The following is a 25,513-nucleotide window of genomic DNA, read 5'->3' as shown; positions in this document are numbered from 1 at the left end:
CGGTTCTACTTGTCCGCGTTCGTGTTTCGCGGCCTGATGTGCTCGAAGATCAAGATGGTCTCGGTCGCCGCAACGGCAGGGTCGGCACTGAGATTCTCGACGACGAAATCGCGCAGGGTGGCCGTGTCGACGGTTGCCACATGCACCAGGAAGTCGTCGGCCCCGGCAATGAAGTAGATGTTCAGCGTTTCCTTTCGGGACGCGATCTTCGAACCGAATTCGCTGATCCGCCGTCGAGCATCCGCTTGCAGCCGAACCGAGATCATGGCCTGAATGCCCTGCCCGAGGGCCTCGGGGTCGATGTCGGCGTGGAAGCCGCGGATGACGCCGCGTTCGACAAGCGCCCGAACTCGGGTGAGGGCAGTGGACGGCGCGATCCCTGCTGCGGCCGCCAGCGCATTGTTCGGTGTGCGTGCGTCTCGACGCAGTTCGTCGAGCAGAATGTGGTCGATTCGGTCCAGGGCGACGGACCGAACATCATTCGATCGAGCCCCCTCATCGACCGGCTGAAATGAACTATCTGCATCCATGGCCCGACGATACAGAATTTTGTTCACATCCATTGCAGCAATTCCGCACATAATTCATAGTTGGCGTACCCACGGAGCGTCGCTTCGGTCACCGCCACTGCAGGAGGACGTCATGAAAATCGGAATTCCACGCGAGATCAAGAACCACGAATACCGGGTGGCCATCACCCCGGCAGGCGTGCACGAACTTGTCTCGCGAGGACACGAAGTGATCATCGAAACCGAAGCCGGCGCCGGTTCGTCGTTCACCGATACCGATTACAAAGCCGCAGGCGCGCAAATTTTCACCGACGCGGTTGCCGTCTGGGACGCGGCCGATCTCCTGCTCAAGGTCAAAGAACCCATCGCCGAGGAGTATTCACGCCTGCGCAAGGGTCAGGTGCTGTTCACCTACCTGCATCTTGCGGCGTCAAAGGCCTGCACCGACGCGTTGCTGGCGTCGGGCACCACGTCCATTGCCTACGAAACCGTCACTGCCGCAGACGGATCGCTGCCCCTGCTCGCGCCGATGAGCGAAGTTGCCGGCCGTCTGGCACCGCAGGCCGGTGCCTACCACCTGATGTCGAGTGAAGGTGGCCGCGGCGTACTGATGGGTGGCGTACCGGGAGTGCGTCCCGCCAACGTCGTCGTGATCGGAGCCGGCGTCTCCGGAAAGAACGCCACCGCAATCGCTTTCGGTATGCACGCCGACGTCACCGTACTGGATCTCGATGTCCGAGCGCTGCGCGCGATCGACGATCAGTATCGCGGTGCCGTCAAGACAGTGGTGTCGAACGCATACGAACTCGAACAGGCCGTGCTGGCTGCCGATCTGGTCATCGGAGCCGTACTCGTCCCCGGAGCGAAAGCGCCGAAGCTGGTGTCGAACAGCCTGGTTCAGCGCATGAAGCCGGGATCGGTTCTGGTCGACATCGCCATCGATCAGGGCGGCTGCTTCGAGGACTCGGTGGCCACCACCCACGCCGATCCCACCTACAAGGTGCACGAATCCGTTTTCTACTGCGTGGCCAACATGCCCGGAGCCGTGCCACGTACCTCGACGTACGCGCTCACCAATGCCACCCTGCCCTACGTGGTTGCCCTGGCCGATAAGGGTTGGGAAGCCGCCTGCGCCGCGGACCCCGGTCTGAAAGCGGGCCTGAGCACCAATGAGGGTGAGCTGCTGTCCGCGACCGTTGCGGCTGCGTTCGCCTGACCGAGCGGCTTCGCCGCACGTGCACGAAAGATCGGTGCCTGCTACGAGTTTCCACTCACGTGCGGCGAAGCCGCTCTACGCGCTGTGGCGGCCCGAGCCCCGCGATCGTGTGGGCTTGGCCTGCCGCGGCGAAGAGGGCATCCGCGACGAGGTGAGCGGCCGAGCCAGCAGGACGGCGATGGCGGTGGTGAGCGGTACCGACAGGGCCAGCGCGACGCCACCGACGGACGACCGCACGATTTCGATCGCCACGGCGTCGCCGGTCAACACGTCCTGGATCGACCGGTCGGCGACGCTGAAGAGCAGGAGCAGCGGCAGCGCACCACCGGCGTACGCGAGTACCAGGGTGTAGACGGTACTGGCGATGTGATCGCGCCCCACCCGCATCGCGGCGGTGAAGATCTCGCGCCGCGACGCCGTCTCGTCCACCGATGCCAACTCGAAGGCCGCCGAGGCCTGGGTGATCGTCACGTCGTTGAGCACACCGAGCGAGCCGATGATGAAGCCGGCCAACAGCAGACCGGTGACGCTGACATTGCCGATGTACGTCTGCACCGCGGTGTTCTGTTCCTCCGACAACCCGGTGAGGTGCGTCATCCGAATCGCGACGTAGGACAGCACTGCGGCAACGCCCATCGAGGTCAGAGTGCCCAGGAGCGCCGAGCTGGTCCGCAGGTTGACGCCGTGTGCCAGATACAGCACGGCGTAGAGAATGATCGCGCCGGCGACCAGCGCGACCGGAATGGCCGGAGCGCCGTCGAGCAGAGCCGGCAGCATGAACACCACCAGCACGGCGAACGCGATGAGCAGGCCCACCAGCGCGCGGAATCCTCGCCAGCGGGCCACGACGCAGATGACCACGGCGAACACGCCGACGATCAACCCGAGCGGAAGCCCGCGGGAATAGTCGTTGAAGGAGTATCGGACTCCACCGGAGGGGTCTGTCTGCAGAACCAGCCGGATGTCCTCACCGGCGCTCAGAGTCGGTTGGCCGGGACCCGGTGCGATCTCGAGTACCGTCCTTTTGCCTGCGTCCTCACCGGTGGTGATGTCGACGATGCTGCGCTGACATTCGTACGAGTCGTTGACCGCAGGGGTCGGGTTGCCGGTGAATGCTCGACCTGCGTCGGGACTCCCGCAGGGCCCGATGCTCTGCGAGGTGATGGTGCCCGCCTCGGTGGACACTGCACCGCCACCCGAGGTCTGGAACGGCAGCGGGATGTCGATGCTCTGTTTGCTGGGCCAGAGCGCGAAGGCCCCGGCGATGACGGCTATGGCAATAGCGATCAGCAATCCGACGACGACCTTGGCTGCCACCGGTCCCAACGGCACGGGGGAGTCGCTGTGGCCGTGACCGTGACCCACATGAGAAGTGGAGCCCGGCGAGATGCCGTCCGAGGGTTGCGTGCCGTGTGGTTCCACGGTGCAAGGCTAGTACGGGGCCGGATCGTTACCGGCCGGGTACTCGGCCGATGCGAGGAGCTCGGTGGCGGGGAGCAGGGGGGGCGTCCCCCGCCACCACCTGATCGACCCGGGGGGGATGGGTACGAACAGGGCTCGCGGGCACCGAAGTGCCGTCCGCCAATGTACAGATGAATCGCGGCGGAGGCGGGATCACCCCGGTGTTTTGTCCATCACTTTCAACTACTTGTCGGTAACTTCGAGCCTCACTGTTTGTACGAGGACAGGAAGTTGCCGAACCTCTCGATCGCAACGGCCAGATCGCGCGCCCACGGCAGTGTCACGATCCGCACGTGATCATGACCGGGCCAGTTGAATCCGGTGCCCTGCACCACCAGGATCTTCTCCTGCAGCAGCAGGTCCTGTACGAGCTTCTCGTCGTCGTAGATCTCGTGCACCTCGGGATCGAGTCGCGGGAATGCGTACAGCGCACCGCGCGGCTTGACGCACGAGACCCCGTGAATGGCGTTGAGCTTCTCCCACGCGACATCTCGCTGCTCGAGCAGCCGCCCGCCGGGCAGGATCAGATCTTCGATGCTCTGATACCCACCCAGAGCAACCTGAATGGCGTGTTGGGCAGGCACATTGGGACACAGACGCGTCGACGCGAGCAGGTCGATACCCTCGATGAACCCCGCGGCGTGCTTCTTCGGGCCGGTGATCGCGAGCCATCCGGCACGGTAGCCGGCCACGCGATACGCCTTGGACAGACCGTTGTACGTCAGGCACAGCAGATCCGGAGCCAGGCTCGCCAGCGAGGTGTGCTCGGCGTCGTCGTAGAGAATGCGGTCGTAGATCTCGTCGGCGAGCAACAGCAGCTGATGCTTGCGCGCCAGATCGACGATGCCCTGCAGGACCTCCTTGGAGTACACCGCACCCGTTGGATTGTTGGGATTGATCACCAGCAGCGCGACGGTCTTCGGAGTGATCTTCGACTCGATGTCGGCGAGATCGGGATTCCACCCGTTCTCCTCGTCACACATGTAGTGCACCGCCTTGCCGCCGGACAGCGTCGTCATCGCCGTCCACAACGGGTAGTCCGGGGCCGGAATCAAGACCTCGTCGCCGTCGTCCAGCAGCGCCTGCATCGTCATCGTGATGAGCTCGGAGACGCCGTTACCGAGGTAGATGTCGTCGACGTCGAGATCGGGGAAGCCCGGTTCGAGCTCGTAGCGCGTCACGATGGCACGTCGAGCCGACAGGATTCCCTTCGACTCCGAGTAGCCCTGAGCCACCGGTAGCGCCGCGATCATGTCTCGTACGATCACGTCCGGAGCCTCGAACCCGAACGGAGCCGGATTACCGATGTTGAGCTTCAGGATGCGATGGCCCTCGGCCTCGAGCCTGGCCGCATGCGCGTGTACCGGTCCGCGGATCTCGTACAGCACGTTCTGCAGCTTGGTCGACTGCTGCAACGTGCGATAACGCGGCTGTGGGTGGATCTGCGGAGTGCTCACCCGTCACATCGTGCCAGGTGAGTGCCGTGGGAATCCACGAGGTTGTCGTTCGGGCACCGCTGTTTCACTGGGCCGTGTCGGTGGCAGGTGGAACAATCTCGTTCCATGTGCGGACGGTATGCCAGTACCCGGAGTGACAGCGACCTGCAGGCGGTCTTCGAGATCGCCGAGACAGTGGGCGACGAGGTGCCGCCGTCGTACAACGTCGCCCCCACCCAGACCATCAGGACGGTGCTCGAACGCGCGCCCAAGGACGAACCCGAGTCCGACGCCGTGCGCCAATTGCGTTCGGTGCGATGGGGATTGATTCCGTCGTGGGCGAAGGACGCGAAGATCGGGTCCCGGCTCATCAACGCCAGGTCCGAGACGATCACCGAGAAGCCGTCGTTCAAGAAGGCCGCAAGCCGTCGGCGCTGCATCATTCCGGCCGACGGGTACTACGAGTGGGAAAAGCGCGACGGTGCCAAAGTGCCGTATTTCCTGCACGAGCAGGGCGTGCTGGCGATGGCGGGTCTGTACGAACTGTGGCGAGACCCCACCAAGGCCGACGACGACGAGGACCGCTGGGTGTGGTCGGCCACCGTGCTCACCTCGCCTGCTGCGGACGCCCTCGGGCACATCCACGATCGCTCACCTGTTGTGCTGCCCCCGGAGCTACGGGCGAGCTGGCTCGATCCGACGCTGACGGACCTGAGCGACGTGTCCGAGCTGCTGGCCGCGATACCGGAGCCACGGCTCGAGCCCTACGAGGTGAGTACCGCGGTGAACAGTGTGAAGAACAACAGCCCCGAGCTGTTGACTCCGGTCTAGCCCTGACCGTCGGTGCGGTGCCGGCAGATGTCGATCATCGCGGCTCGTTCGCTCGCAGTCAGGTCGTCGGCCACCGGGGAATCGAGGATGCGCTCGAGTCGCCGGAAGTAGGTGGACGCATCGACCCCGAACGCCACGTAGATGTCCTCGGCACTGCCGCCGCCGTACCCGTGCCAGGTACGACCGAAGGTCAGAATCTCGTGGTCGACGGAGTGGGTGGTGGTCCGGCGCATGATCTCTCCCTCGTGCTGCGTCCCACCATCATCTGTGTCGCGGTTGAAGGTGCGATGAACAGCGCGTTACGTGCGTGTGGAGTTCACTAGGGTGGAGCAGGTGACCGCTCTCGCGTACGGATCCTGGCCCTCGCCCATCACCGCAGCCGACCTGTCGTCGGCCGGCCACCCCGTCGAAGGTGGACGATTCGTCGGACACGAGATCTGGTGGTCCGAGGTGCGGCCCACCGAACAGGGCCGAACCGCGATCTGCCGCCACGTCGACGGACAGGTCGAGGCAATCCTGCCGGCACCGTTCAATGCCCGCACCCGCGTTCACGAATACGGCGGCGGCGCATGGACGGCAACGCCGAACGGCGATCTGGTGTTCGCCGAATTCTCCGATCAACGCATCTACCGACTCACCCCCGGCGACGCACCGCGACCGCTCACCCCGGCCCCGGCTATGGCGTCGAGCATTCGGTACGGGGAGCTGTCGGTGGCCGGTACCGACGTGATCGCCGTCCGCGAGACGCACGACGCCGGAGCTGTCACCCGAGACATCGTTGCGATCGACCTCGGCGGCGGCGGAGTGCGCTCACTGGTCTCGGGATCGAATTTCCTTGCCTACCCCAGGCTTTCACCCGACGGCAGCCGCATCGCGTGGATCGCCTGGAACCATCCGCAGATGCCCTGGGACGGAACAGAACTGCGGGTCGCATCGCTGGCGGATCCGTCGTCGTGGACTGTATTGGCGGGTTCGACCGAGGAATCGGTGTTGCAGCCGGAATGGATCGACGACGAGTCGCTGTACGTCATCAGCGACCGAAGTGGTTGGTGGAACCTGTATTCGGTCACGCTGGACGGCGCAGCGACGCCGGTGTCGACCCTCGATGCAGACTTAGGTGCCCCGCTCTGGCAACTCGGAGCCCGCTGGTACGACGTTCTCGACGACGGCAGGCTGCTGACCGTTCGCACCGTCGGGACCGATACGCTCGCCGTTCTCGACCCCGCCACCGGCACCCTCGACGACATCGAACTCGACGGAGTGACTTCGGTGGGGCTCGGGGGACGGCTCGGATCAACAGTTCTGCTCCGGGGCGGCGGCGCTCAGGTGCCGTCGGGACTGTTCGCAGTCGACCTGGCCACCCGCGAATTACGCAGTGTGCGTTCGAGTTTCGAGTCGATACCGGATGTCGAATACCTGCCCGCGGGGCGTCAGGTCACCTTCCAGGGACCGGATCGCGAAGTGCATGCCATCGCGTACGCACCACGTAACCCGTCCTACGAGGGTTTGGACGGCGAACTACCGCCGTACGTCGCGTTCGTGCACGGCGGTCCGACGGCTCATGTGGCACCGGCGTTGAACCCGGTGTTCGCGTACTTCACCAGCCGCGGCATCGGCGTCGTCGATGTGAACTACGGCGGGTCCAGTGGTTACGGGCGCGAATACCGTAACCGGTTGCGTGGGCAGTGGGGCGTGGTCGACGTCGAAGACACCATCGCCGCGGTCCGTGGATTGGCCGACGCCGGCCTCGCCGACCCGAACCGGCTGGCCGTCGAAGGTGGTTCGGCAGGTGGCTGGACTGTGTTGGCCGCGCTCACGTCGTCCGACGTATTCGCCTGCGGTGCCTCGTACTTCGGCGTCGCCGAACTGGAGATGTTCGTCGCCGAGACGCACGATTTCGAGTCCCGCTACATCGACGGGCTCATCGGGCCGCTGCCCGAGGCCCTCGATCTGTATCGCACCCGCGCGCCGGTGAACAACGTCGACGGACTCTCGTGCCCGGTACTGCTGCTGCAGGGTCTCGACGATCCCATCGTGCCGCCCTCGCAGGCCGAACGATTCCGAGACGCCATGGTGGAGAAGGGGATACCGCACGCCTACCTCACGTACGCCGGTGAGTCCCACGGATTCCGCAAACTCGAAACACAGGTGAACGCCCGAGAATCGGAACTGTCGTTCTACGGGCAGGTCATGGGATTCACCCCACCCGGAATCCCCGAACTGGAGCTGTGGCGCCCGTCTAGCTGAGTGGTGGGTGTGCGCGCTTCGCCTCGAGAAATTCGAGCAGCGCGCTGGGGATCGCGCAGTACTTGCTGTTGCCGACGGACAGTTTGCTGCCCGCCTCGAACGCCGCCTTCGACGGGCCGTTGTGCTCGATCACCAATGCACAGAGGCGCTCGTCGGTGCGGCCGGACTCGCAGCACTTCTCGACATGCGCTCGATCGTCGGGCGAGAGCGCCGTCCACCACTCGTCGTAGCGGCGAAAGAGCTTGTCCGCGTCGTCGGTCATGCCTGCTCCTACTTCTTCGGGTATGCAGTTCGGTTCCGACCATACTCACGATGTCCGATTCGTCCACCGCCGCGGGGGTCCAGCAGGGACTTCACACCCGTACCGACGACTGCGCGCCCCTGCTCTGAAGTGAGCAGGGGCGCGCAGTCGGTAAAAAAGGGTGTGAGGTTACTTCCGGCGACCCGGAACCTTTGCACCCGGAGCGAATCCGAGTCCGCCGGCCTTCGGCTTGGGCGGAGTGCGATCATCCGAACCGTTGGATGTGGTCTCGGCCGCAGTGTCCGACGCTTCTGCCTTCGGAGCCTCTGCTTCCGGTACCTCGGCCTCTGGGGCTTCGGTGATCGGTGCTTCCGTGACCGGTGCCTCTGCTTCCGGTGTCGGCTCGGCCTTTTCGGGCTCTGCTGCAGCCGGCTCGGCTGGTGTCGCCGCAGGTGCAGCGGCGGCCGCACCCGGTGTCCGCGCACCGGGCTTCTTGAATCCGGACTTCACGGCCAGACCCTTGGGCTGGACGGTCGGCTTGGACTCTGCTGCTACGGATTCGGTTGCAGCAGCTTCGGTGGCGGGTGCCTCGGACGCCGTTGCCTCGGCAGCCGGTGCTTCAGCAGTAGGTGCCTCAGCAGCAGTAGGAGCCTCGGACGCAGGGGCTTCGGTGGCAGGCTTGCCCGGTGCCTTGGCTCCCGGCTTCTTGAATCCGGACTTCACGGCCAGACCCTTGGGCTGGACGGTCGGCTTGGATTCTGTGGCTACGGATTCAGTTGCAGCAGAAGGTGATTCCGCTGCATCATCGGCCGCTTCCGGGGCGGGTGTCGACGCCGCAGGAGCACTGTCGGCGGGCTTGCCGGGTGCCTTCGCGCCGGGCTTCTTGAATCCGGACTTGACGGCCAGACCCTTGGGTTTGACGGTTGGAGTCGACTCGGAGGCCTCTGCGGGAGCAGGTGCTTCGGTTGTCGAGGGAGTGTCGGCAGGTGCCGGGGCAGCCGCCTTCGCGCCGGGTGCCTTGCCCTTCATCTGCAGACCCTTGCCACCGGGTGCCTTGCCACCGGCCAAACCGAGGCCCTTTGGCTTCGATGCGTCCGCGGCAGTATCGGCCGAGTTCCCCGACGTCTTGTCGGCTTCGGCGTTGGCGGGCGCAGAACCGGGTGCCTTGGCTCCGGGAGCTTTCGCAAGTCCCTTCATCTTCAGGCCGCCAGCAGCCTTGGCCGGCTGCGCCTTCTTCGTCTCGGCTTCGGGATCGCCGCCTTCGGCTGCGACCTCGATCTCCTCGACGCGCCCCTTCTCCTCGACGGCTGCGACCTTTTCGGTGGCCAGCTTCTCTTCGGGAGTCTGCTCGCGGGGGATGACCTTGATGTTCTCGGCCAATACCGAGGACTCGACGCGGGTGATCGATTCGAGCATCAGCTGCGCGACGTCGACAACCTCGACGCCCTCGTGTGCGCCGCCTTCCTGCCGTGCGGTGACACCGTCGGTGAGCATGACGCGGCAGAACGGGCAGCCCGTGGCGATCTTCTTCGGGTTGGTCGCTAGCGCCTCGTCGACCCGGTCGATGTTGATGCGCTTGCCGATGTTCTCTTCCATCCACATACGAGCGCCACCGGCACCACAGCACATGGACCGCTCACCGTGACGCGGCATCTCCTTGAGGTTGGAGCCCGACGCGGCCATGAGCTCACGCGGGGCGTCGTACACCTTGTTGTGACGGCCGAGGTAGCACGGATCGTGATACGTGATGTCCTGGCTGACCGAGGCCACCGGGATCAGCTTCTTCTGCCGCACGAGACGGTTGAGCAGCTGCGTGTGGTGGACCACCTCGTAGTCACCGCCGACCTGCGGGTACTCGTTGCCGAGTGCGTTGAAGCAGTGGGCGCAGGTGACGACGATCTTGCGCTTGCTCTGCTCGACGCCGTCGAACACGTTGTTCAGTGTTTCGATGTTCTGCATCGCGAGCTGCTGGAACAGGAACTCGTTCCCTGCGCGGCGGGCGGAGTCGCCGGTGCAGGTCTCGTCCGCGCCCAGCACCATGAACTTCACGCCTGCGGTGGCGAGCAGTTCGGCGACGGCCTTGGTGGTCTTCTTGGCGCGGTCCTCGTAGGCTCCGGCGCAGCCGACCCAGAAGAGGTACTCGTAGTCCTGGAACGAATCGGCGTCCTGGCCGAAGACCGGGATGTCGAAGTCCATCTCGTTGATCCAGTTGAGGCGGTCCTTGGAGTTCTGGCCCCACGGGTTGCCCTTGTTCTCCAGGTTCTTGAACAAGCCGGCGAGCTCGGACGGGAACTCGGACTCGATCAGCACCTGGTAGCGACGCATGTCGATGATGTGGTCGACGTGTTCGATGTCCACCGGGCACTGCTCGACGCACGCACCGCAGGTGGTGCAGCTCCACAGCACCTCGGGATCGATGATGCCGCCTTCGATGGCGTCGGCGACGAGCTTGCGATCGGCTTCGTCACGAGCGTTCTGCGGAATGGCGTCGAGGGCCTTCTGGTCGACGTTGCCCTCGGCATCGACGAGTCCGACCTCGTCGCCGGCCATGTCCTTCTTGCCGCCGGCCAGCAGGTACGGGGCCTTGGCGTGGCTGTGATCGCGCAGCGACATGATCAGCAGCTTGGGGGAGAGGGGCTTGCCGGTGTTCCAGGCGGGGCACTGCGACTGGCAGCGGCCGCACTCGGTGCACGTGGTGAAGTCGAGCCAGCCCTTCCAGCTGAAGTCCTCGATCTTGCCTGCACCGAACGCGTCGACGTCGGGATCGGCCTCTTCCATCTCGAGGACCTTGCCGCCGGACATCATCGGCTTGGCGGCACCGAGGGCGACGGTGCCGTCGTCCATACGCTTGAAGTAGATGTTGGGGAAGGCCGTGAAGCGGTGCCAGGCGACGCCCCAGTTGATGCGGGTGCCCACGATGTAGAGCCAGATCATGCCGGACATCAGCTTGATCAGAGCAAAGATCGACACCATGTTGGAGTTGGCCGGCAACAGCTCGGCGAGGCGCATCGTGAAGAAGTCGGTGTAGGGGTTCGCGTGTCCGTAGGTGGCGATCTTGCCCGCCTTGACGAACACCATGCCCAGGCCCTCGATGAGGACAACGGCCTCGACGAAGTAGGCGGCCTTGAACCCGGAGCCGGCGAAGCGTGACTGACGCTCGGGCTTACGCGGGTGGTTGAGCTGGCGAATGATGATCAGCGTGGTGATGCCGATGACGGTGCCGAGCCCGAGAATCTCGTCCATCAGGTGGTAGACGGCGGTGTCGCCGACGATGGGCCAGTGGAACTCGGGGTTGAACGTCTGACCGTAGGCCTCGAACCAGAACACGGACCCGACCATGAAGCCGATCATCACCAGCCAGTGCGCCCAGCCGACGGTGCGGAACTTGACCATCTTGGTGTGCGCGGCGAACTCGATGATCATCTGCTTGAAGCGGGGGACGATCGGTCGCCAACGGTCGGGTGCCGGCTGACCCAGCCTCACGATGTTGAACATGCGCAGGGCGCCACGAATGAAGGCGTACCAACACACGAGGCTGAGCAGAGCACCGACTGTGCCCAACGTGATCGTCAGGGCGTTCATGTCGCGGCCTTTCGTTCAGTGGCAGCTGGAGCAGCTACCGCGGGTCCAGCCCGTCGAGAGGAATACAGCGATGTTACCTGCCAGTAGATCGCGAAATCTACCGACGGGTAACTTAGGTCAGAATCGCCTGGAGCGACGCTGGTGGTTGTGCGCACGAGACCGTCCGACGGGTGGGCTGAACTCGTCAGTAGGTTGTCGCCCGCATCACGTTAGGCGTACGGGCTTGTGACTCCTGCGAGAAGGCAGACCTAACCCGGCCGAATCGGCCCGATGTCCGAGGTTTACCAACGGCTGCGGCGTGGAAGAAAAAGGCCGATTAAACCGAACGAAAGTGCGGTCTTTCTGTCCGATTCGGGCGTTGTGATTGTTCATAACTTTTCGGACACGGTAAAGGGTCGGTAGCACAACGACCGGTCTGATTGATGGTTTACACTGCCTGTGGACCAGAGGTGCGAGGACGTCATTCGGGGTGATGTCGCGTTCGACGGTTTGCCGCCAAAAGCACTGCAGCACATGCACAGAAACGGAACACAACACCACATGAAACTCAGCAAACTGGTCGTCACCTCGGCTCTCGTAGCAGTTGCTACGGGTCTGGCCAGCGGAACCGCCTACGCGCAGCCCGACACCAGCGCCACGACCCCCGACACGAACTACTCCGTCGAGCTCGAAGACCGCACCATCGTCACCACCATCGATGCGGGCGTCTTCAAGGTTGCCGACGACGGCAAGACCGTCGACGTGCTCGACGCCGCCGACAACACACTCGTCACCCTCCCGCTGTCGTTCAACCTCGGCGGACTGAACTTCCCGTACGAGCAGAACGTCGACGACAACGGTAAGACCCTGCGTCTGGTGCCGCAGCTCGACCTCTCCAAGGCCTCGGCCAACTCGCGCAGCATCGGCGCGACGACCGTTGCCTCGCCCGAGGAAAACCTCAAGGCGCAACAGAACTTCTCGTCGCAGCTCGGAATTGCTACCGCGATTGGAACCCTGACCGGTTCCGCAATCGGTGCGGTGATCGGTTGCATTGTGACTCTCCCCGCAGGCTGCATCCCCGGCTTGGTGACCGGTGCGGGAGCAGGTGGAATCATCGGCACCATCGCTGTCGGCGGGCCCGGCTTGGTCGTTGCCGGAATCGATCTGCTGAACACGTTGAACGCTGCTCCCGGAACGTCGGTCTGGGCCAAGTAGTCACAGCGCATTCTTCGAAAGAACCCACGATCTCGTCGAGGTCGTGGGTTCTTTTGTGTTGTCAGGCAGCAGGATTGGTGGCGACGGCTGCGGTCGATGCGTCGGCTTCGAGGAATGCGATGGGCGTCGAGCAGGCGGCGCGCAGTGCCCGTCGGATGGTGTCGGCATCGACGACGTGCGAGTGGAACGACGCGGCGACGCGAATGGAGTCGCGTAGCCGTGCGGTCGTCAGGGTGATGTGTCCGTGGCTCGCGGGTGCCACCATGACTCGGTACGAGCCCTGTGTCTCGCCGACGAAGGCGATGTCGTTCAATCGGGCATGCCGGCCCATGTCGGACAAGGCCAGACGGATGGTGTCGGGTGCGGTGGGCGGCGGGGTGTCGGTCGCGCGGGCGGAGCGCAACCTGGCCAGTTTCGAGCGAAGTGCGACCAGCATCAGGTTTGCGATCGGGTGCCCGCAGTCGATGATTCGGCGCCATTGGCGGGACAGGAGAACGGTGTCGGTCGTGTCGGGGAGGTAGACGTCGATACCGGCCGACAGGTTCGCAAGGGTGGTCAGCTCGGGTGGTAGGTACCGGCGAACGTCGAACAGCACTTTGGCGACATCGTCGACGGCCAGTCCTTCGGCGCGCAGTGCGGCATCGAGGGCGGCGAAGAACAGGATCGAGATCGACTGTCCGGGTCGGTGGTCGTCTCGCCACCTCGCCAGTTCTCGGGTGCACTCGATCGTGGCGGCCGCGGCCACCACCTCGACGGGTGAGCCTGCGGCGGTCGGTGACGCCTGTGTAGATGCCGTCTGCGTAGATGCCGTCTGTGTGGACCCGTGACCGGCCGACCCGCCACCTGCATGTTTACGTCCGCACACTCCGATACTCGGGTGAATGCGTGAGCGCAGCAGCTGCGCAACTCGCCCGGGATCGGTTCCGAAACAGCGCATCGCGGCTACGGCGAGCGGGTGATGCGTCTGCGCTGATGTCGCCCAGCGGGGCACTATGCCGTTGCGAGCGTCGGCATCAGCGAGTGTGTGGGAGAGGTTGATGATCATCTGACCGTCGCCGAGCCCGTGATCCATGTAGAACACCACGTGGTCGCCGCGCACCGTGATGGACAGTGGCTCGGCGGGGTCGTGCGTGGCCATTAGCTGCGACATCGCGGTGTCGTAGTCGTCCTCGGTGATCGCGGAGTCTTCCCGGACGGCGTGCAGTGGAGCATCGGGATCGTATCGCCAGCGACGGGTGCCGGAATCGGGACGTAGGCCCACTCGCGCGGCCGGGCCGACGCTCATTGTCGTGCGTAGCGCCCGGCGGATGCCGTCGACGCCACCATGATCGACAGGACCGAAAGCCACCACGGTCCAGTTGCCCGCAAGCGCGACATCGGTCTCGTGAACCGTGACGTGCGAGGGAAAGACCACGTTCATCGCGTAGGTCCCTTCCGATAGACGGCTTTACTTCTTGTTTATGAAAGCCTCAGAAGCAGTATGAACTCAAATGCGTATTCCAGCCAACTCTGAGTACGATGTAATGGAGTCAAACAAACTATTGGACAGGAAACGGGAGTTGTGGACGGAGTCAGCGAAGTGCAAGTACTCGCGGTCTCGCTGTCGACATCGGTGGGCGGAACCGATCACAGTCTGCGAAACGTGGCGCTGGCATTACAGCCCCTGGGCGTGACCGTCACTCTGGGTGCGCCCGGTGGCAGCGACACCGAACAGTGGTGGCGAGCAGCCGGCCTGTCGTTCCTGCCACTCGACCTGCCGCAACGCATCGGAATCCATCGTCAGGGCGAGAAGTCTTTGCATCCCCTCGGCGGGCTCGCGGCGCAGGTGCCGAAGAGCGCACGCACGGTGTCGATACTTCGGCGAGCTGCCCGCGACTTCGACGTCGTGCATTCCAACCATCTGCTGCTGCACCCCGACGCGGTGCTCGCGTCCCGACTCGCACGCACCCCGGTCGTCGTCGAATTTCACGACATCGTCCCCGCCGGACCGGGGCGCACACTGCTCGCCGCGATCGCGGCGACGGCAACCCACACGGTGGCCGTCAGCACGGCCGCAGCACAGCAACTCGCGTCGTGTGCCCGTGGACGGGTGAGCGTGGTGCACCAAGGAATCGACACCACGGCCTTCGCACCGGGTGCCGGTGACCCGGCTCTGCGGGCCGGCATGACCGCCGACCCCGATGCACCACTGATCGCAGCCGTCGGCCGGATCGATCGCGAGAAGAAGCTCGACGTACTGATCGACGCCGTGGCACGGGTGCGTCGGTCCGGAGTCGACGCGCATCTGGCGATCGTCGGCGCGCCCAGCGAGGACGACGGTGGCTACCTCGTCGAGTTGCAGCAGGCCGCGGAACGGTTGCTGCCCGGCGCGCATCGTTTTCTGGGCCGCACAGACGTGGTGGCGTCGACGTTGCGTGCCGTGGATGTGTTGGCCTGCCCGTCACAGGACGAGCCCTTCGGGCTCATCGCCCTCGAGGCACAGGCCTGTGCGGTGCCGGTCGTGGTGAGCGACACCGGGGGCCTGGTCGATTTCGTCTCGCACGAGCGCACCGGCCTCGTTGCCCGAACCGGCGACGTCGACTCGCTGGCCACGCAGTTGTGCAGGATGCTGACCGATCGCGGCCTGGCCGCCACCCTCGCCGAAGCCGCGCGAGGGCAAGCCGTCGGACAGTTCGATTCCCGACATCGCGCGAAGCGTTTCGCCGACATCTACAGTTCAGCAATCGGGAAGAAGCGCATCACATGACGTGACGCATCGGCTCTGCAGCGGAGCCGACGACGCAACCCAGCCGTGCGGATGTCGGGGCATCCGCACGCACACGCTCGTACCGAATCGGAGTTCTTGATGCTCGACCACATGGCCCCCGGCGTCCCGCGCCGCCGCACCCCGCAGCGGGTCGGCGTTGCCGTTCTTGCCGCGACTGCGACCGCGACCCTGGCCGGGGCCGGCTGGGTCCTCGCACCCAGGCGGTCGCCAGAACCGCTGCGCGCAGCAGAGCGGTTCGTCGACGGCGACCTCATCACCGTCGTCGTGGGAACCGTGGGCAGGCCGTCGCTGCATGGCACGGTCGAGGCCGTGCTCGCGCAGTCCTACCCGGCCGTGGAGATCGTGGTGGTGGACAACGCACCCACGTCGGGACGGGTGGACGACGCGTTGAGGTCGATCGACGATCCCCGCTGCATCGTCGTCCGTGAGCCGCGCCGCGGGGTCTCGCGAGCCAGAAACACAGGTGCCCGGCACGCGTCGGGCCGCGTGATCGCCTTCACCGACGACGACGCCGAACCGGATTCGCAGTGGCTCGCTTCCGTGGCGCAGGTGTACTCGGCAGATCGAGACGGTGTGGTGGCCGGGGTGACCGGACGGGTCGTCGGACTGGCGGTCGAGACCGATCAGCAGCGGTGGTTCGAGGAATCGGGGCTGTTCGAGAAGGGATCGACGCGCACGGTCTGGACCCTCGCGCCGACCGGATCGATCGACGAAGAACTGGGTGCACGCGGCACCGCAGCGCTGTTCCCCTATACGGCCGGGGAGATGGGCAGCGGCAACAACATGTCGTTCCGAAAGACTGCCTTCGACTCACTCGCGGGATTCGACGAACGGATCGGCCCGGGCACGCCAACCAAAGGCGGTGAGGATCTCGAGCTGTTCCGACGTGCAGTGCTGCGCGGGGGAACGATCGTCTACGACCCGACGGCCGTCGTCGGCCATCATCATCGAGCCGATCACGAAGCGTTGCGCGAGCAGATGTTCGGGTACGGAAGCGGAATGGCCGCCATCGTCACCAAACTCTTTCTCGACGGCGGAGCTCCGGCCCGCGCACTGCTCGGCCGGCTCCCGACCGCATTCCGCATGCTTCTCGCGCCCGAGGAGAACCGCTTCGCGGACGGGGCTCCGCCGATGCCTCGCGACCTCAAGCTCACCGAGCTCTACGGCTACCTGTGCGGGCCGTTCCTGTACGTCAAGGCCATCACGGTTCGCGGCACCGGGATCAATTCGTGACGATCACCGACACCACCGACGCACCCGAGGACGCAGTAGGTCGAGCCGATCCGACGCGTCCCGACTCGAGCTACCGCGGGGCGCAAGCGCTGCTGTTCGCTGCCGCAGCGGTCGCCATCGCGTCGACGGTGCTGGCCATCCTCGCCGGATCCGATCACGCGGGTGCGGTACCCAACGGGCTGCGGGTCGCCGTGGTCGTCGCCGCCGTGACGCTGTTGCCCGGGGCACCCATCGCGGTGCTGCTGCGCCTCCGACAGCCGGCACTGGTCGGCTCGGTGACGGTCTCGATCTCGTTCGCGACGATGCTCATCATCGCGCAGGCCGAGGTCGTCACCGGGAATCTGCGTCCGGTGACGGTGCAGCTCTATATCTGCGCGGTGTCCGCGGCACTGATCCTGTGGGCGTCGCGAACCTTGGTGCCTGCGCTGCCTCGACCGCGTCCGAACCGGGCCGCGGTGGTGACCCGGTACGTACTGCTCGGCGCGGTGGCCGTCGCCGTCGTGCTGTTCGCTCACGCGACGAAGGTGCTCAGGCCGCAGGCGTCCGGGGCGCTGGGCGTCATCACCCACATCGGGTTCAGCTACCTCGTCGCGCTGGTCATCGTGGCCGCGGTCATCGCCGTGGCGCTCTCGCGGGCCCGACTCGACCCGGTGGTACTCGGTGCGGCCGGTCTCGCGTTGATCATGTTCACCACGATGTACGTGTCGTTGGCCGACGGCGTCACCTCGATCCCGACGGCGTACACCCATCGCGGGCTGATCGACATCATCGCGTCATTGCAGGGTCTGCCGCCGCCGTCGGACGCGCGATTCAGTTGGGCCGGGTTCTTCTCTGCCGGAGCTCATATGTCGGGTGCCGGCGCACTGTCGGACCTGTCTCCGATGCTGCTGTGGGCTCCGCTCTTCTACGGCGGCGTGACCATGTTGCCGCTGTACTCGATCGCGTTGTCGCTGACCGGGCGCAGGCGCGTGGCGTGGATCGCGGTGATCCTCTACCTGTCGTTCAACTGGTACCAGCAGGACTACTTCGCGCCGCAGCCGACGGCGACCATGCTGTACCTGACCATCTGCGCCTTGCTGCTGTGGCAGTTGCGCAGTGCGCCCCTGCCGTCGGCCCCGCGGTCGTGGCGTCGGTGGATCGTCACGGTGCCGCGGCGAACTCTGGGCACGGTCCCCGGTGTCGGTGCCGGCCGCACCCTCGCGATCGAGGCGCTGATGATCGTCCTGATCGCGGCGATCGTCATCACTCACCAGCTGACGCCCATCGTGTTGATCGCGGCGCTGTTCCTGTTCTCACTCACCGGAACCACGCGGTACCGACTGCTGTGGCTGTTCGCGGTCGCGCTGTTCGTGGCCTGGTTCAGTTACGGAGCCGTCGACTACTGGAAGGGCCACCTCGCGTACGTGCTCGGCGATGTGGGACAGGTGTCGGGCGCGGTACAGGGCGGCGTCAGCGACCGGATCGGTGCCGATCCGCTCTACCAGAAGATGCAATATCTGCGGTTGGCGGCGTCGGGCGCGCTGCTGGTGTTCGCGTTCGCCGGTTGGCTGACCTACCGCCGACGCAAGACGTGGCTCATCGGCGGCTTGCTCTGCATGGTGCCCTTCGGTCTGGTGCTGGTGCAGAGCTACGGCGGTGAGGTGGTGATCCGGTGCTTCGTGCTGGCGTCGCCGTTCATCGCGCCCTACGCCGCGGACGCGTTGGTGCGCACCTTCGCGATCATTCGACGGTACACGGGTCGATCGGCCCAGCCTCGGCACTGGTCGCGCACCGTCGCCGCGACCGCGGCAATCCTCGGAATTGCCTTGATACTGACGGCAACTCGCGGGTTGAACACCTCGTTCGAGCACACCGACGAGGATCAGATCCGATACGGAGACGCATTGATGCGGTCGGTTCCGCAGGGCTCGGAAATCATGGTCATCGGAACGGCGGCCGGGCTGGTGTCCGCACGCTACTTCGACGACGTCAGAGTGGCGACCATGGAATCGTTCGAGTGCCTCGACGATCTCAGCGGGTGCGTCCGAAAGGAGAACCCCGACTTCGTGTTCACCACTCGACAATCGTCGGCGCAGATCTACCTGCAGTACGGATATTCGCAATCGGTCGTCGACCAACAGCTGGGCATGTTGGTCGGATCCGACGAGTATCGCGTGGTTGTCGAAACCGCCGACCTGACCATTCTGCAGAATGCGTCCACCCCACCGGTGGTGCTCAAATGACAGATCTGTGGCTCGGCTTCCTCGCATTCGGTGCCCTGTTCGCGGCGCTGATCGTCTCGTCGGTACTGCGCGAACGCGAGGTGCCCTCCGACGGAGCGATCGGGCGCGGCGGCAGCGGACGCATCAACCGCGCAGTGGTGCTCTCCGCGACACTGATCGTGCTGTTGCTCCTGGCCGCAGTCGTCGTGATCGTGCGGTTCCAGCAGATCGCGATCTGGGAGTGAGAATCGGACGCGGCCTGTCGGTGGCCCTGCTGGTCGTGGCGACGACGGTGTCCTGTGCGCAGTCGACCGGACCCGGACCCGAGTTGGTCAGCAGCGAACGGTGCGACCCCATGGCCGACGACGTCATGTCGGGTGAAGCCGTGCCCCGGGAGGATCTGCCGGGCTGGCGGCAGACCTTCGTCGACGATTTCGACCGGTGCGATCTCGGTGACGACTGGGGTGCGTACTACGGCCAACCCGGAGGCGACCCGGCCAGCTGGTGGGAGTACGAACAGGCCTCGGTCACCGGTGGCGCACTCCGGCTGCGCGCCGAGCAGAAGGACGGCCGCTGGGTGACCGGCGGCGTCTCGAATTCGCCTGTGTCACAGAGGTACGGCAAGTGGGACGTGCGGCTGCGTGCGGACCGATCCGACGAGATCAGCTACCACATTCTGCTGTGGCCCGCCGACGAGGTGTGGCCGCCGGAGATCGACATCGCCGAGAGCGCCGACGGGACCAGACAGACGATGTCGTCGTTCCTGCACTGGAGCGGTGCAGAAGGAGACCGTCACTTCTCACAGGCGAATCTGCAGTTGGACACCAACGACTGGCAGACCGTCGGAGTGGAATGGGACCCCGAGCAGATCAGGTATCTGGTCAACGGAAAGGTCTGGGCGCGAACACCACTGGGAGCATCCATCCCGGACAAGCCGATGTGGTTGGGCATCCAGGCCCAAGCGGGCGCCTGCACCAAGCTCGAATCCTGGGGTGTCGGAGAATGCGGCCGGGCGGGAACACCCGACGTCGCGAACGTGGATGTGGACTGGGTGTCGGTGTACGAATCGGACGGGACACCGTCCGCCGTGGAGGACACGGCGTCGGGATCGGTTCTGCTGGAACAACAGAACTGACCCGAAGCCGACCTACGACGTACGAACCGTCAGGCCCGGGTTCTCGGCGAGAATGTCGTTGATCGGCGTCGCGAACAGTTCCGGACGCTGACCCTGCAGCATGCTGACGACGGTCGCGATCTCGCACGAGGGTTGATCGCCCACGTTCGACGCGTTCGCGATGCCCACGGCGAGCGTGCCACTGACGATGGGGCCACCGCTGTCGCCGCGCAGCGCGCAGATCGACGTGGAGAAGCTGCGGTCCAGGACATTGCCGCCCATGGTGACGTGCTGGCCCGTCGACAGGATTGTGCCGCAACTGAATCCGGTGGTGGCTCCGGATTTGCAGACCGGCGCGCCGACGACCGGATCCACCGTGCCGGTGATCAGCAGTGGGCCGGACCCGGGAACTCGCATCGCGTTGCTCTCGAATTCCCCGGTGTTGCCGTCGTCGATGTCGATGAGCGCATAGTCTTTGTGCGCCCGGCTGGTTCGATAGAACGAGCCGAACTTGGAGCCGACGAGGCTGCCGTACATGGGGTACGCGCCCGTCGTGACGGCGGAACCGGTGCTCGACTCGCCCGGATCACAGTGTCCTGCAGTGATGTTGACGGCACCACGCGTCGGATCGACTGCATTGAAGCCCAGTGAGCAACGCAGACCGGCCCCGGCCGGGGTGCCGGCGAGAAAGCTGTCACCGCCGAGATACGAACTGGCGCGAATGGGCCCTGCGGTGAGCGAGGGATCGAACGGCACCCGGTCGAGGAGCGGACCGAATGCATCGAGGACGGGGGCCGGGATGTCGAATACAGCCGGGTCGATCACGAATCCGGCCGTCGTCGCCGCGTCGACCACATCCGCGTGGGACGGTCCGTCGGCGACCGCAACGACCGGCAGCCCGGCCGCGTCGAGATGACCACGGACCGCCGGGCCGACGGCGGTTGTGAACTCGGCCAACCGGCGCGCTGCGTCGGCGCGGTCGAGAAACTGCTGAGGGCTGAGCCCGAGATCGCGTGCCACAGCGTCGGCCAGTGACGCCGGTTCGGGCGGTGCCGCAACGGCAGCGGGTATAGATACCACCGTCATGAAGAGCAACGAGACAGCAGTGACCGATAGTGCACACGCACGGCGACGCATAACGACCTTCCCCCCGGGCATCGAACGATGTGATGCCGTTCACTTCGCACACGAACTATAGGGGGTCGGAGGCCTCGCGCGTACCGCTTTACCCGGTTCGGACAGTAGCTCCGGTCGCGCTCGTGACCTGATCGATGGGAATGCCCAGGCTGGCGGTGCCGCCGAACTGCGCCAGCGCGAGGTTCGCCTCGGTGCAGTCGGGTGCTCCACCGCTGTTGGATCCGCTGGTGATGCCCAGTGCCAGCGTGCCGGTGACGATGGCCCCGCCGCTGTCACCGGCCAATGTGCATGCGGTGCTGGCGAAGCCGCGCACGGTGCGCGACGTGCCGTCCTCCATGAAGAGCTGCGTCTCGACGCGATCGGCAGCCACCACTCCACACGTGAACGACGACGACTGCCCGGATTTGCAGACGGGTGCGCCGATGACGGGGGATGCCGTTCCGGTGACGGTGACGGTGCTGCCGTTGGCCCCGCGAACGGTGGGACGGTCCAGCCCGGCCTGCTGTCCGGCGGCGTCGAGGCCGATGACCGACCAGTCGAGGCCGTCCGGTGCTCCCAGGCTCGAGCGATCGAACGAGCCGATCTGGGAGCTGCGCGCGATGTCGGCCGGATCGGGCAGGTACACCGGTGCTCCGCCGGCGCCCGTGGCCTTGTTCGGATTGCAGTGTCCCGCAGTCAGATTGACGGCGCTGCCGTCGGCGTCGACGGCATTGAAGCCGAACGAGCAGATGCTGATCTCGGTCGGCGGTGCGTCGGCGATCGGCCCGGCGGTGGTGACGTACGTGTCGCCGCCCATCGGTGCCGGGTCGGCCGGCTTGTTGCCACCGGGGGAGAGCATCACCTTGATGTTGGCCAGCAGGGTCGGCAGGTTCAGGGCCTTGCCGATCGGACTGTTCGCCACATTCAGCACGATCTGGTTGTCGATGAAGTCGATGGCTGTGCCGTTGATCTGCTCCGAGATCTCACGCGGGAGGCCGGCGATCCACGTGTTCAGATCTGCCAGCGACTTCTCCAGCCCGTCCGCGGACACCGGCGACTGCGCGGTGGCATAGCCGTCCTTGGCGACGGCCTGCGCGGCTGCGGGAGAGGTGACGGCAACGACGGCATTACCGTCGGGCCCGATCCAGGCACCGGCGAAATCGGCGGGTCGGCTCGCCCGGAAGTCCGAGGCGTAGGCCGACAGCTCCTGCGCACGTGCGGCACGATCGAGGTACTCCTGCGGGGAGATCTTCAGATCTCGCTGCACGGCTTCGACGAGCTCTCGCGGAAGCTGATCGGCGGGCGACTGAACCACAGGTTCGGCCGCCGCTGTTCCGGAGAACGAAGCAAGAAGTACGAAAGCCGTCGAGCACAGCACTGCAGTACGCAGAGCCCCGGTGTTACGCATGAAATCCCTTCATCGGGTGCTTGGCATCAGCGCCCCACCCTAGGGCATGCGCCACCGAACCAGTGTTCGCCCTGGTCAGGGAACTTCAGCGGTCGTTGTGGTGGTCGTCGTGGTCGTTGTCGTGGCGGAAGTCGTCGTTTCCGCCGGCGTCGTGGTTTCCGGAGGGGTGGTCACCGCGACGGGCGGTGTCGTGACCACCGGAGGCGGTGCCGGTGTCGGTTCCGGAGCAGGCGGCGGCGCAGGCAGGGGAGCCGGTTGGGGCGGGGTGTACTCCTCGGCCGTCGGCTCTTGCACCACCTCGGGAGCAGCCGCGGGCACGGTCGTCGTGGTCGGTGCGGTCGAGGGCACCCGCGCGGAGGTGGTGACCGGTGATCCGGCGTCGGTGACGGTGGGCGGTGTCGTGGCGGGTCCGCTGCTGAACACCCCACTCAGGGCTGCGATGACGAGAACGATGACCACGCCCGCACCGGCACCGGCGATGATCGTGGTGACGGTACGCGAGCGCTCGCTGCGTTCCTTCTTGTTCTCGGTCGCCGCACCGGCGAACGCGGTTGCGGCGTACTGCTGGGTCGCCGTGTCGGAACCATCGGGATCTCCGGCCGGAACGATGGGCTCCGAGCGCAGCTGGGACGGGCCGAACACCGGTGCCACCGCCGGTATCGCCTCGGAGAACGCGAGGGGCGGCGGCGGAGCGACCACCGGGATCGCGTCGGTATCGAGCGAGTCCGTGCCGTCGTTGCGAGTGACCACCGGCGCTGCGCCGGTCACCAACGAGTTGCCGTCGACGTCCTCGATCTCGGCGATGTTCAGTGCGCCGCGAGCCGCAGCGAGCGGCTCGACGAGCAGCGCGCCTGCGGTGCGCTCGCCGATGTCGGCGACCACCGAAGGTAGGGCGGCACTGCCGCCGGTGAGCACGACCGTGCCGGTCGACGGCACGTCGAGCAAGCCCAACGTCGGCGCGATCAGGTCTGCGAACTCGGCGCGGGTGACCGTCGTCGTATCCGAGACGCCGGGCAGCTCCACCGCGATCGTGGCCACGTCCGCGTTGCTCAACGTGTGTTTCGCCTGCTCGCAGGACGCGACGACACCGGTGAGAGAAGCCAGAACTGCGGCGTCGGACAGGTCGAGGTGTTCGCGATCGGTCACCACGTGATCGAACAGGGCATCGGTGAACACGTCACCGCTGACCGCGGTGGTTCGCTCGGTGCCGCCGCCCGGATACGTCGAGATGTCGGTGCCGGTGGCCCCGATGTCGATGACCGTGACGGCAGCCCCCGGGCTCGGCTGAGCGAACGCGCTCGCGGCCTTGGACTCGGGAACCAGTGCGACGTCGGTGAGACCGGTGTGATCGAGGGCGTCGCGCAGCAGAGCGATGTTCTCGCGGGGCCATCGCGTCGGGTACGTCATCGTCGTGACGGGCGTGGACGCTGATTCGGACGTCTCGGAGAACATGCTCACGAGGCAGTTGGCGGCGTTGGCCATCAGATCCTCGGCGCGATACGCGTCGGCATCGGGTTCGAGATCTTCTTGCTTGCCGACCAGATCGACGAAGCGAGTGAACGGCGCGGTGTCGACGGACTCTCCGAGATGGGCGCGGCCGTCGTCGTCGAACCTCAGTGTCGTCGGCAGTACGACGACGGTGGGTTCGAACGCGGTCGAGTCGCGATACACCGCAACGGACCTGGTGTTGCCGATTGTGATTCCGAGATGCCCGGCACCGCTCATGGAGTGCCGCCCGTCGTGGCTCCGGCCGGAGCTCGGTCCTGCGGAGCGAGACGTCCGGCCTGGGTGTTGTCGTCGGCGTTCTCGTCGGGGGTGGGCTTCGGCGGGTCCTCGGCGGGTTCGTCGTCGGGCAGCTCGGGTCCGACTGGTTCGTCGTCGGTCGGCGGCGTCGTGGTGGGGTCCTCGGTCTCGGTGGCCTCCGGAAGGTCGACGGCGGGTCGCGTGTCGACGTCGGCCGCGTCGCGTTCGGAGCGTCGCTCTCGGGTCGGATCCGTAGCCGTGGTGGTGGTCTCCGGCGTGATGATCGGTGCAGGCGAGACGGCGGGCACGAGTTCGGCTGCCGGTTCGACGACGGCAGTGGGGAAGTCGATCGGCCCACCCGGCCGGATTCCCGACGTCGTCGTCGGGGGTGCCACCTGAGCGTTCTCGATGGTGGGCACCGGGGTGTCGGCGGATGTGCCGAGCTGCAATGCGATCACACCGGCACCGACCGTCAGCGCCGCTGCGAACGCCGCGGCGAACAGTGGGGCGGTGAACAGGGGGCGACGGTCGGCGCGGGTCGGTGCGCCGACGACGGCGAGGCGTTCGGTGACGGCGTCGACCGGGTACCGGGCAGCCAGAAGCGCTGCACCACGAGCCGCGGCGACGGCAGTGTCCTTCTTCTCCATGGTTGCTCGCATCGACGAGTTCCAGGCGTCCAGCGCCTCCTCTTCCGATACGAGCGCAACGTGCGCCAACCCGTGCCCGTTCATGGCCGCACGCAGGGCGAACACCTGCTCGGCGGTCCAGCGGGCCGGGTAGGTGGCGGCCGCAGCGAGATCGCCGGGGCGCAGATCGATCGACGACGCCACCTCGGTGAGCAGGCACAGCAGTGCCATCGACGTCAGCTGTTCGGCGGGGAAGACGGTGCCCCGGCTACCGGTGACACCGCCACCGAGCGCGTCGAGGAAGCGCGTGTACGCCTCGGAGTCATTGGCGGTGGCGTCACCGAGTGAGACGGTGCCGTCGGGGTGAGTGTTGAGCACGGTCGAGTGCAGGGACGCCAGATGCAGGGAGGGGCCGGGCGCGATGGGGTGCGACACGGCCGCGACGGCCTGCTCGTCGTCCAGATAGAGGCCGACGTCCGGTGCGCCGATACTCGCCCCGCCGGGCTGCTCGGTCATGCGGGCTGCTCGGTCATGGGGATATCTACCTGTCCTGGGCTCGGAGTCGATGTTCGGTCGTTATGTCGCTTC

At 65.8% G+C, this 25,513-nt stretch carries 20 protein-coding genes; 9 read left to right on the top strand and 11 right to left on the bottom strand.

What is annotated here, in order from left to right; translation table 11 throughout:
- Positions 1–5: 5 nt before the first annotated feature.
- On the bottom strand, positions 6–530 hold the full coding sequence (locus CH281_RS22750; RefSeq protein WP_027495632.1) for an Lrp/AsnC family transcriptional regulator: 525 nt from the start codon (positions 528–530) through the stop codon (positions 6–8).
- A gap of 112 nt (positions 531–642) precedes the next feature.
- Between CH281_RS22750 and ald the strand changes: the two genes are divergently transcribed.
- Entirely contained in the window at positions 643–1,725 is a 1,083-nt protein-coding gene (gene ald / locus CH281_RS22745) for an alanine dehydrogenase (protein ID WP_094695572.1), read from the top strand.
- A 75-nt stretch (positions 1,726–1,800) separates the two neighbouring features.
- Here the strand turns inward: ald and CH281_RS22740 are convergent, their stop codons facing one another.
- Entirely contained in the window at positions 1,801–3,147 is a 1,347-nt protein-coding gene (locus CH281_RS22740; protein WP_179274262.1) for a YibE/F family protein, read from the bottom strand.
- A gap of 245 nt (positions 3,148–3,392) precedes the next feature.
- On the bottom strand, positions 3,393–4,643 hold the full coding sequence (locus CH281_RS22735; protein ID WP_027495635.1) for a pyridoxal phosphate-dependent aminotransferase: 1,251 nt from the start codon (positions 4,641–4,643) through the stop codon (positions 3,393–3,395).
- 105 nt (positions 4,644–4,748) lie between these two features.
- On the opposite strand from CH281_RS22735, the gene CH281_RS22730 reads away from it, so the two are divergent.
- Entirely contained in the window at positions 4,749–5,453 is a 705-nt protein-coding gene (locus CH281_RS22730) for an SOS response-associated peptidase (RefSeq protein ID WP_094695570.1), read from the top strand.
- Here CH281_RS22730 and CH281_RS22725 read toward each other — a convergent pair.
- Positions 5,450–5,686, bottom strand: a complete 237-nt coding sequence (locus tag CH281_RS22725; RefSeq protein WP_032392269.1) for a DUF3263 domain-containing protein — start codon at positions 5,684–5,686, stop codon at positions 5,450–5,452. The genes CH281_RS22730 and CH281_RS22725 overlap by 4 nt on opposite strands.
- A gap of 100 nt (positions 5,687–5,786) precedes the next feature.
- Between CH281_RS22725 and CH281_RS22720 the strand changes: the two genes are divergently transcribed.
- Positions 5,787–7,700, top strand: a complete 1,914-nt coding sequence (locus CH281_RS22720; RefSeq protein WP_094695778.1) for a dipeptidyl-peptidase 5 — start codon at positions 5,787–5,789, stop codon at positions 7,698–7,700.
- Here the strand turns inward: CH281_RS22720 and CH281_RS22715 are convergent.
- A complete protein-coding gene (locus tag CH281_RS22715) occupies positions 7,693–7,962 on the bottom strand; it encodes a hypothetical protein (RefSeq protein WP_027495639.1) in 270 nt (89 codons plus the stop codon). The two genes, CH281_RS22720 and CH281_RS22715, sit on opposite strands and share 8 nt — an antisense overlap.
- A 168-nt stretch (positions 7,963–8,130) precedes the next feature.
- Positions 8,131–11,523, bottom strand: a complete 3,393-nt coding sequence (locus CH281_RS22710; RefSeq protein ID WP_094695569.1) for a (Fe-S)-binding protein — start codon at positions 11,521–11,523, stop codon at positions 8,131–8,133.
- Between the two features lie 540 nt (positions 11,524–12,063).
- Here CH281_RS22710 and CH281_RS22705 point away from each other — a divergent pair.
- Positions 12,064–12,717, top strand: coding sequence for a hypothetical protein (locus tag CH281_RS22705; RefSeq protein WP_057473924.1), 654 nt, complete (start codon positions 12,064–12,066; stop codon positions 12,715–12,717).
- 61 nt (positions 12,718–12,778) lie between these two features.
- Here CH281_RS22705 and CH281_RS22700 read toward each other — a convergent pair whose 3' ends face one another.
- Positions 12,779–14,137, bottom strand: a complete 1,359-nt coding sequence (locus CH281_RS22700; RefSeq protein ID WP_094695568.1) for a hypothetical protein — start codon at positions 14,135–14,137, stop codon at positions 12,779–12,781.
- A gap of 141 nt (positions 14,138–14,278) precedes the next feature.
- Here CH281_RS22700 and CH281_RS22695 point away from each other — a divergent pair, with 141 nt between their 5' ends.
- The 5 genes from CH281_RS22695 to CH281_RS22680 all read left to right on the top strand — a co-directional run bounded on the left by CH281_RS22695 (position 14,279) and on the right by CH281_RS22680 (position 20,053).
- Positions 14,279–15,463 (top strand): glycosyltransferase family 4 protein, encoded by a 1,185-nt coding sequence (locus CH281_RS22695; RefSeq protein WP_094695567.1) that lies wholly within the window; start codon positions 14,279–14,281, stop codon positions 15,461–15,463.
- 99 nt (positions 15,464–15,562) lie between these two features.
- Entirely contained in the window at positions 15,563–16,717 is a 1,155-nt protein-coding gene (locus tag CH281_RS22690; protein ID WP_179274261.1) for a glycosyltransferase family 2 protein, read from the top strand.
- Positions 16,714–18,939, top strand: a complete 2,226-nt coding sequence (locus CH281_RS22685) for a serine/threonine protein kinase (RefSeq protein WP_094695565.1) — start codon at positions 16,714–16,716, stop codon at positions 18,937–18,939. The genes CH281_RS22690 and CH281_RS22685 overlap by 4 nt, the downstream gene beginning before the upstream one ends.
- Positions 18,936–19,163: a hypothetical protein gene (locus CH281_RS27000; protein ID WP_027495644.1), complete on the top strand. Its 228-nt coding sequence runs from the start codon at positions 18,936–18,938 to the stop codon at positions 19,161–19,163. The genes CH281_RS22685 and CH281_RS27000 overlap by 4 nt, the downstream gene beginning before the upstream one ends.
- The gene (locus tag CH281_RS22680) at positions 19,160–20,053 is read left to right on the top strand and encodes a glycoside hydrolase family 16 protein (RefSeq protein ID WP_179274260.1); all 894 of its coding nucleotides are present in this window, start codon (positions 19,160–19,162) and stop codon (positions 20,051–20,053) included. The genes CH281_RS27000 and CH281_RS22680 overlap by 4 nt, the downstream gene beginning before the upstream one ends.
- A gap of 12 nt (positions 20,054–20,065) precedes the next feature.
- On the opposite strand, the gene CH281_RS22675 is transcribed toward CH281_RS22680, so the two are convergent.
- From CH281_RS22675 to CH281_RS22660, 4 genes are all read right to left on the bottom strand, one after another.
- The gene (locus tag CH281_RS22675; protein ID WP_143544849.1) at positions 20,066–21,118 is read right to left on the bottom strand and encodes a S1 family peptidase; all 1,053 of its coding nucleotides are present in this window, start codon (positions 21,116–21,118) and stop codon (positions 20,066–20,068) included.
- Between the two features lie 139 nt (positions 21,119–21,257).
- Entirely contained in the window at positions 21,258–22,556 is a 1,299-nt protein-coding gene (locus tag CH281_RS22670; RefSeq protein ID WP_179274259.1) for a S1 family peptidase, read from the bottom strand.
- Positions 22,557–22,631: 75 nt separating this feature from the next.
- Positions 22,632–24,281 (bottom strand): Hsp70 family protein, encoded by a 1,650-nt coding sequence (locus CH281_RS22665; protein WP_094695562.1) that lies wholly within the window; start codon positions 24,279–24,281, stop codon positions 22,632–22,634.
- A complete protein-coding gene (locus tag CH281_RS22660) occupies positions 24,278–25,441 on the bottom strand; it encodes a hypothetical protein (RefSeq protein ID WP_094695561.1) in 1,164 nt (387 codons plus the stop codon). The genes CH281_RS22665 and CH281_RS22660 overlap by 4 nt, the downstream gene beginning before the upstream one ends.
- Between the last annotated feature and the right edge of the window lie 72 nt (positions 25,442–25,513).

The sequence above is a fragment of the Rhodococcus sp. 06-221-2 genome, from assembly GCF_002258365.1.
Classification (GTDB): domain Bacteria; phylum Actinomycetota; class Actinomycetes; order Mycobacteriales; family Mycobacteriaceae; genus Rhodococcoides; species Rhodococcoides fascians.
This window is presented reverse-complemented; position numbering and strand designations above follow the sequence as displayed.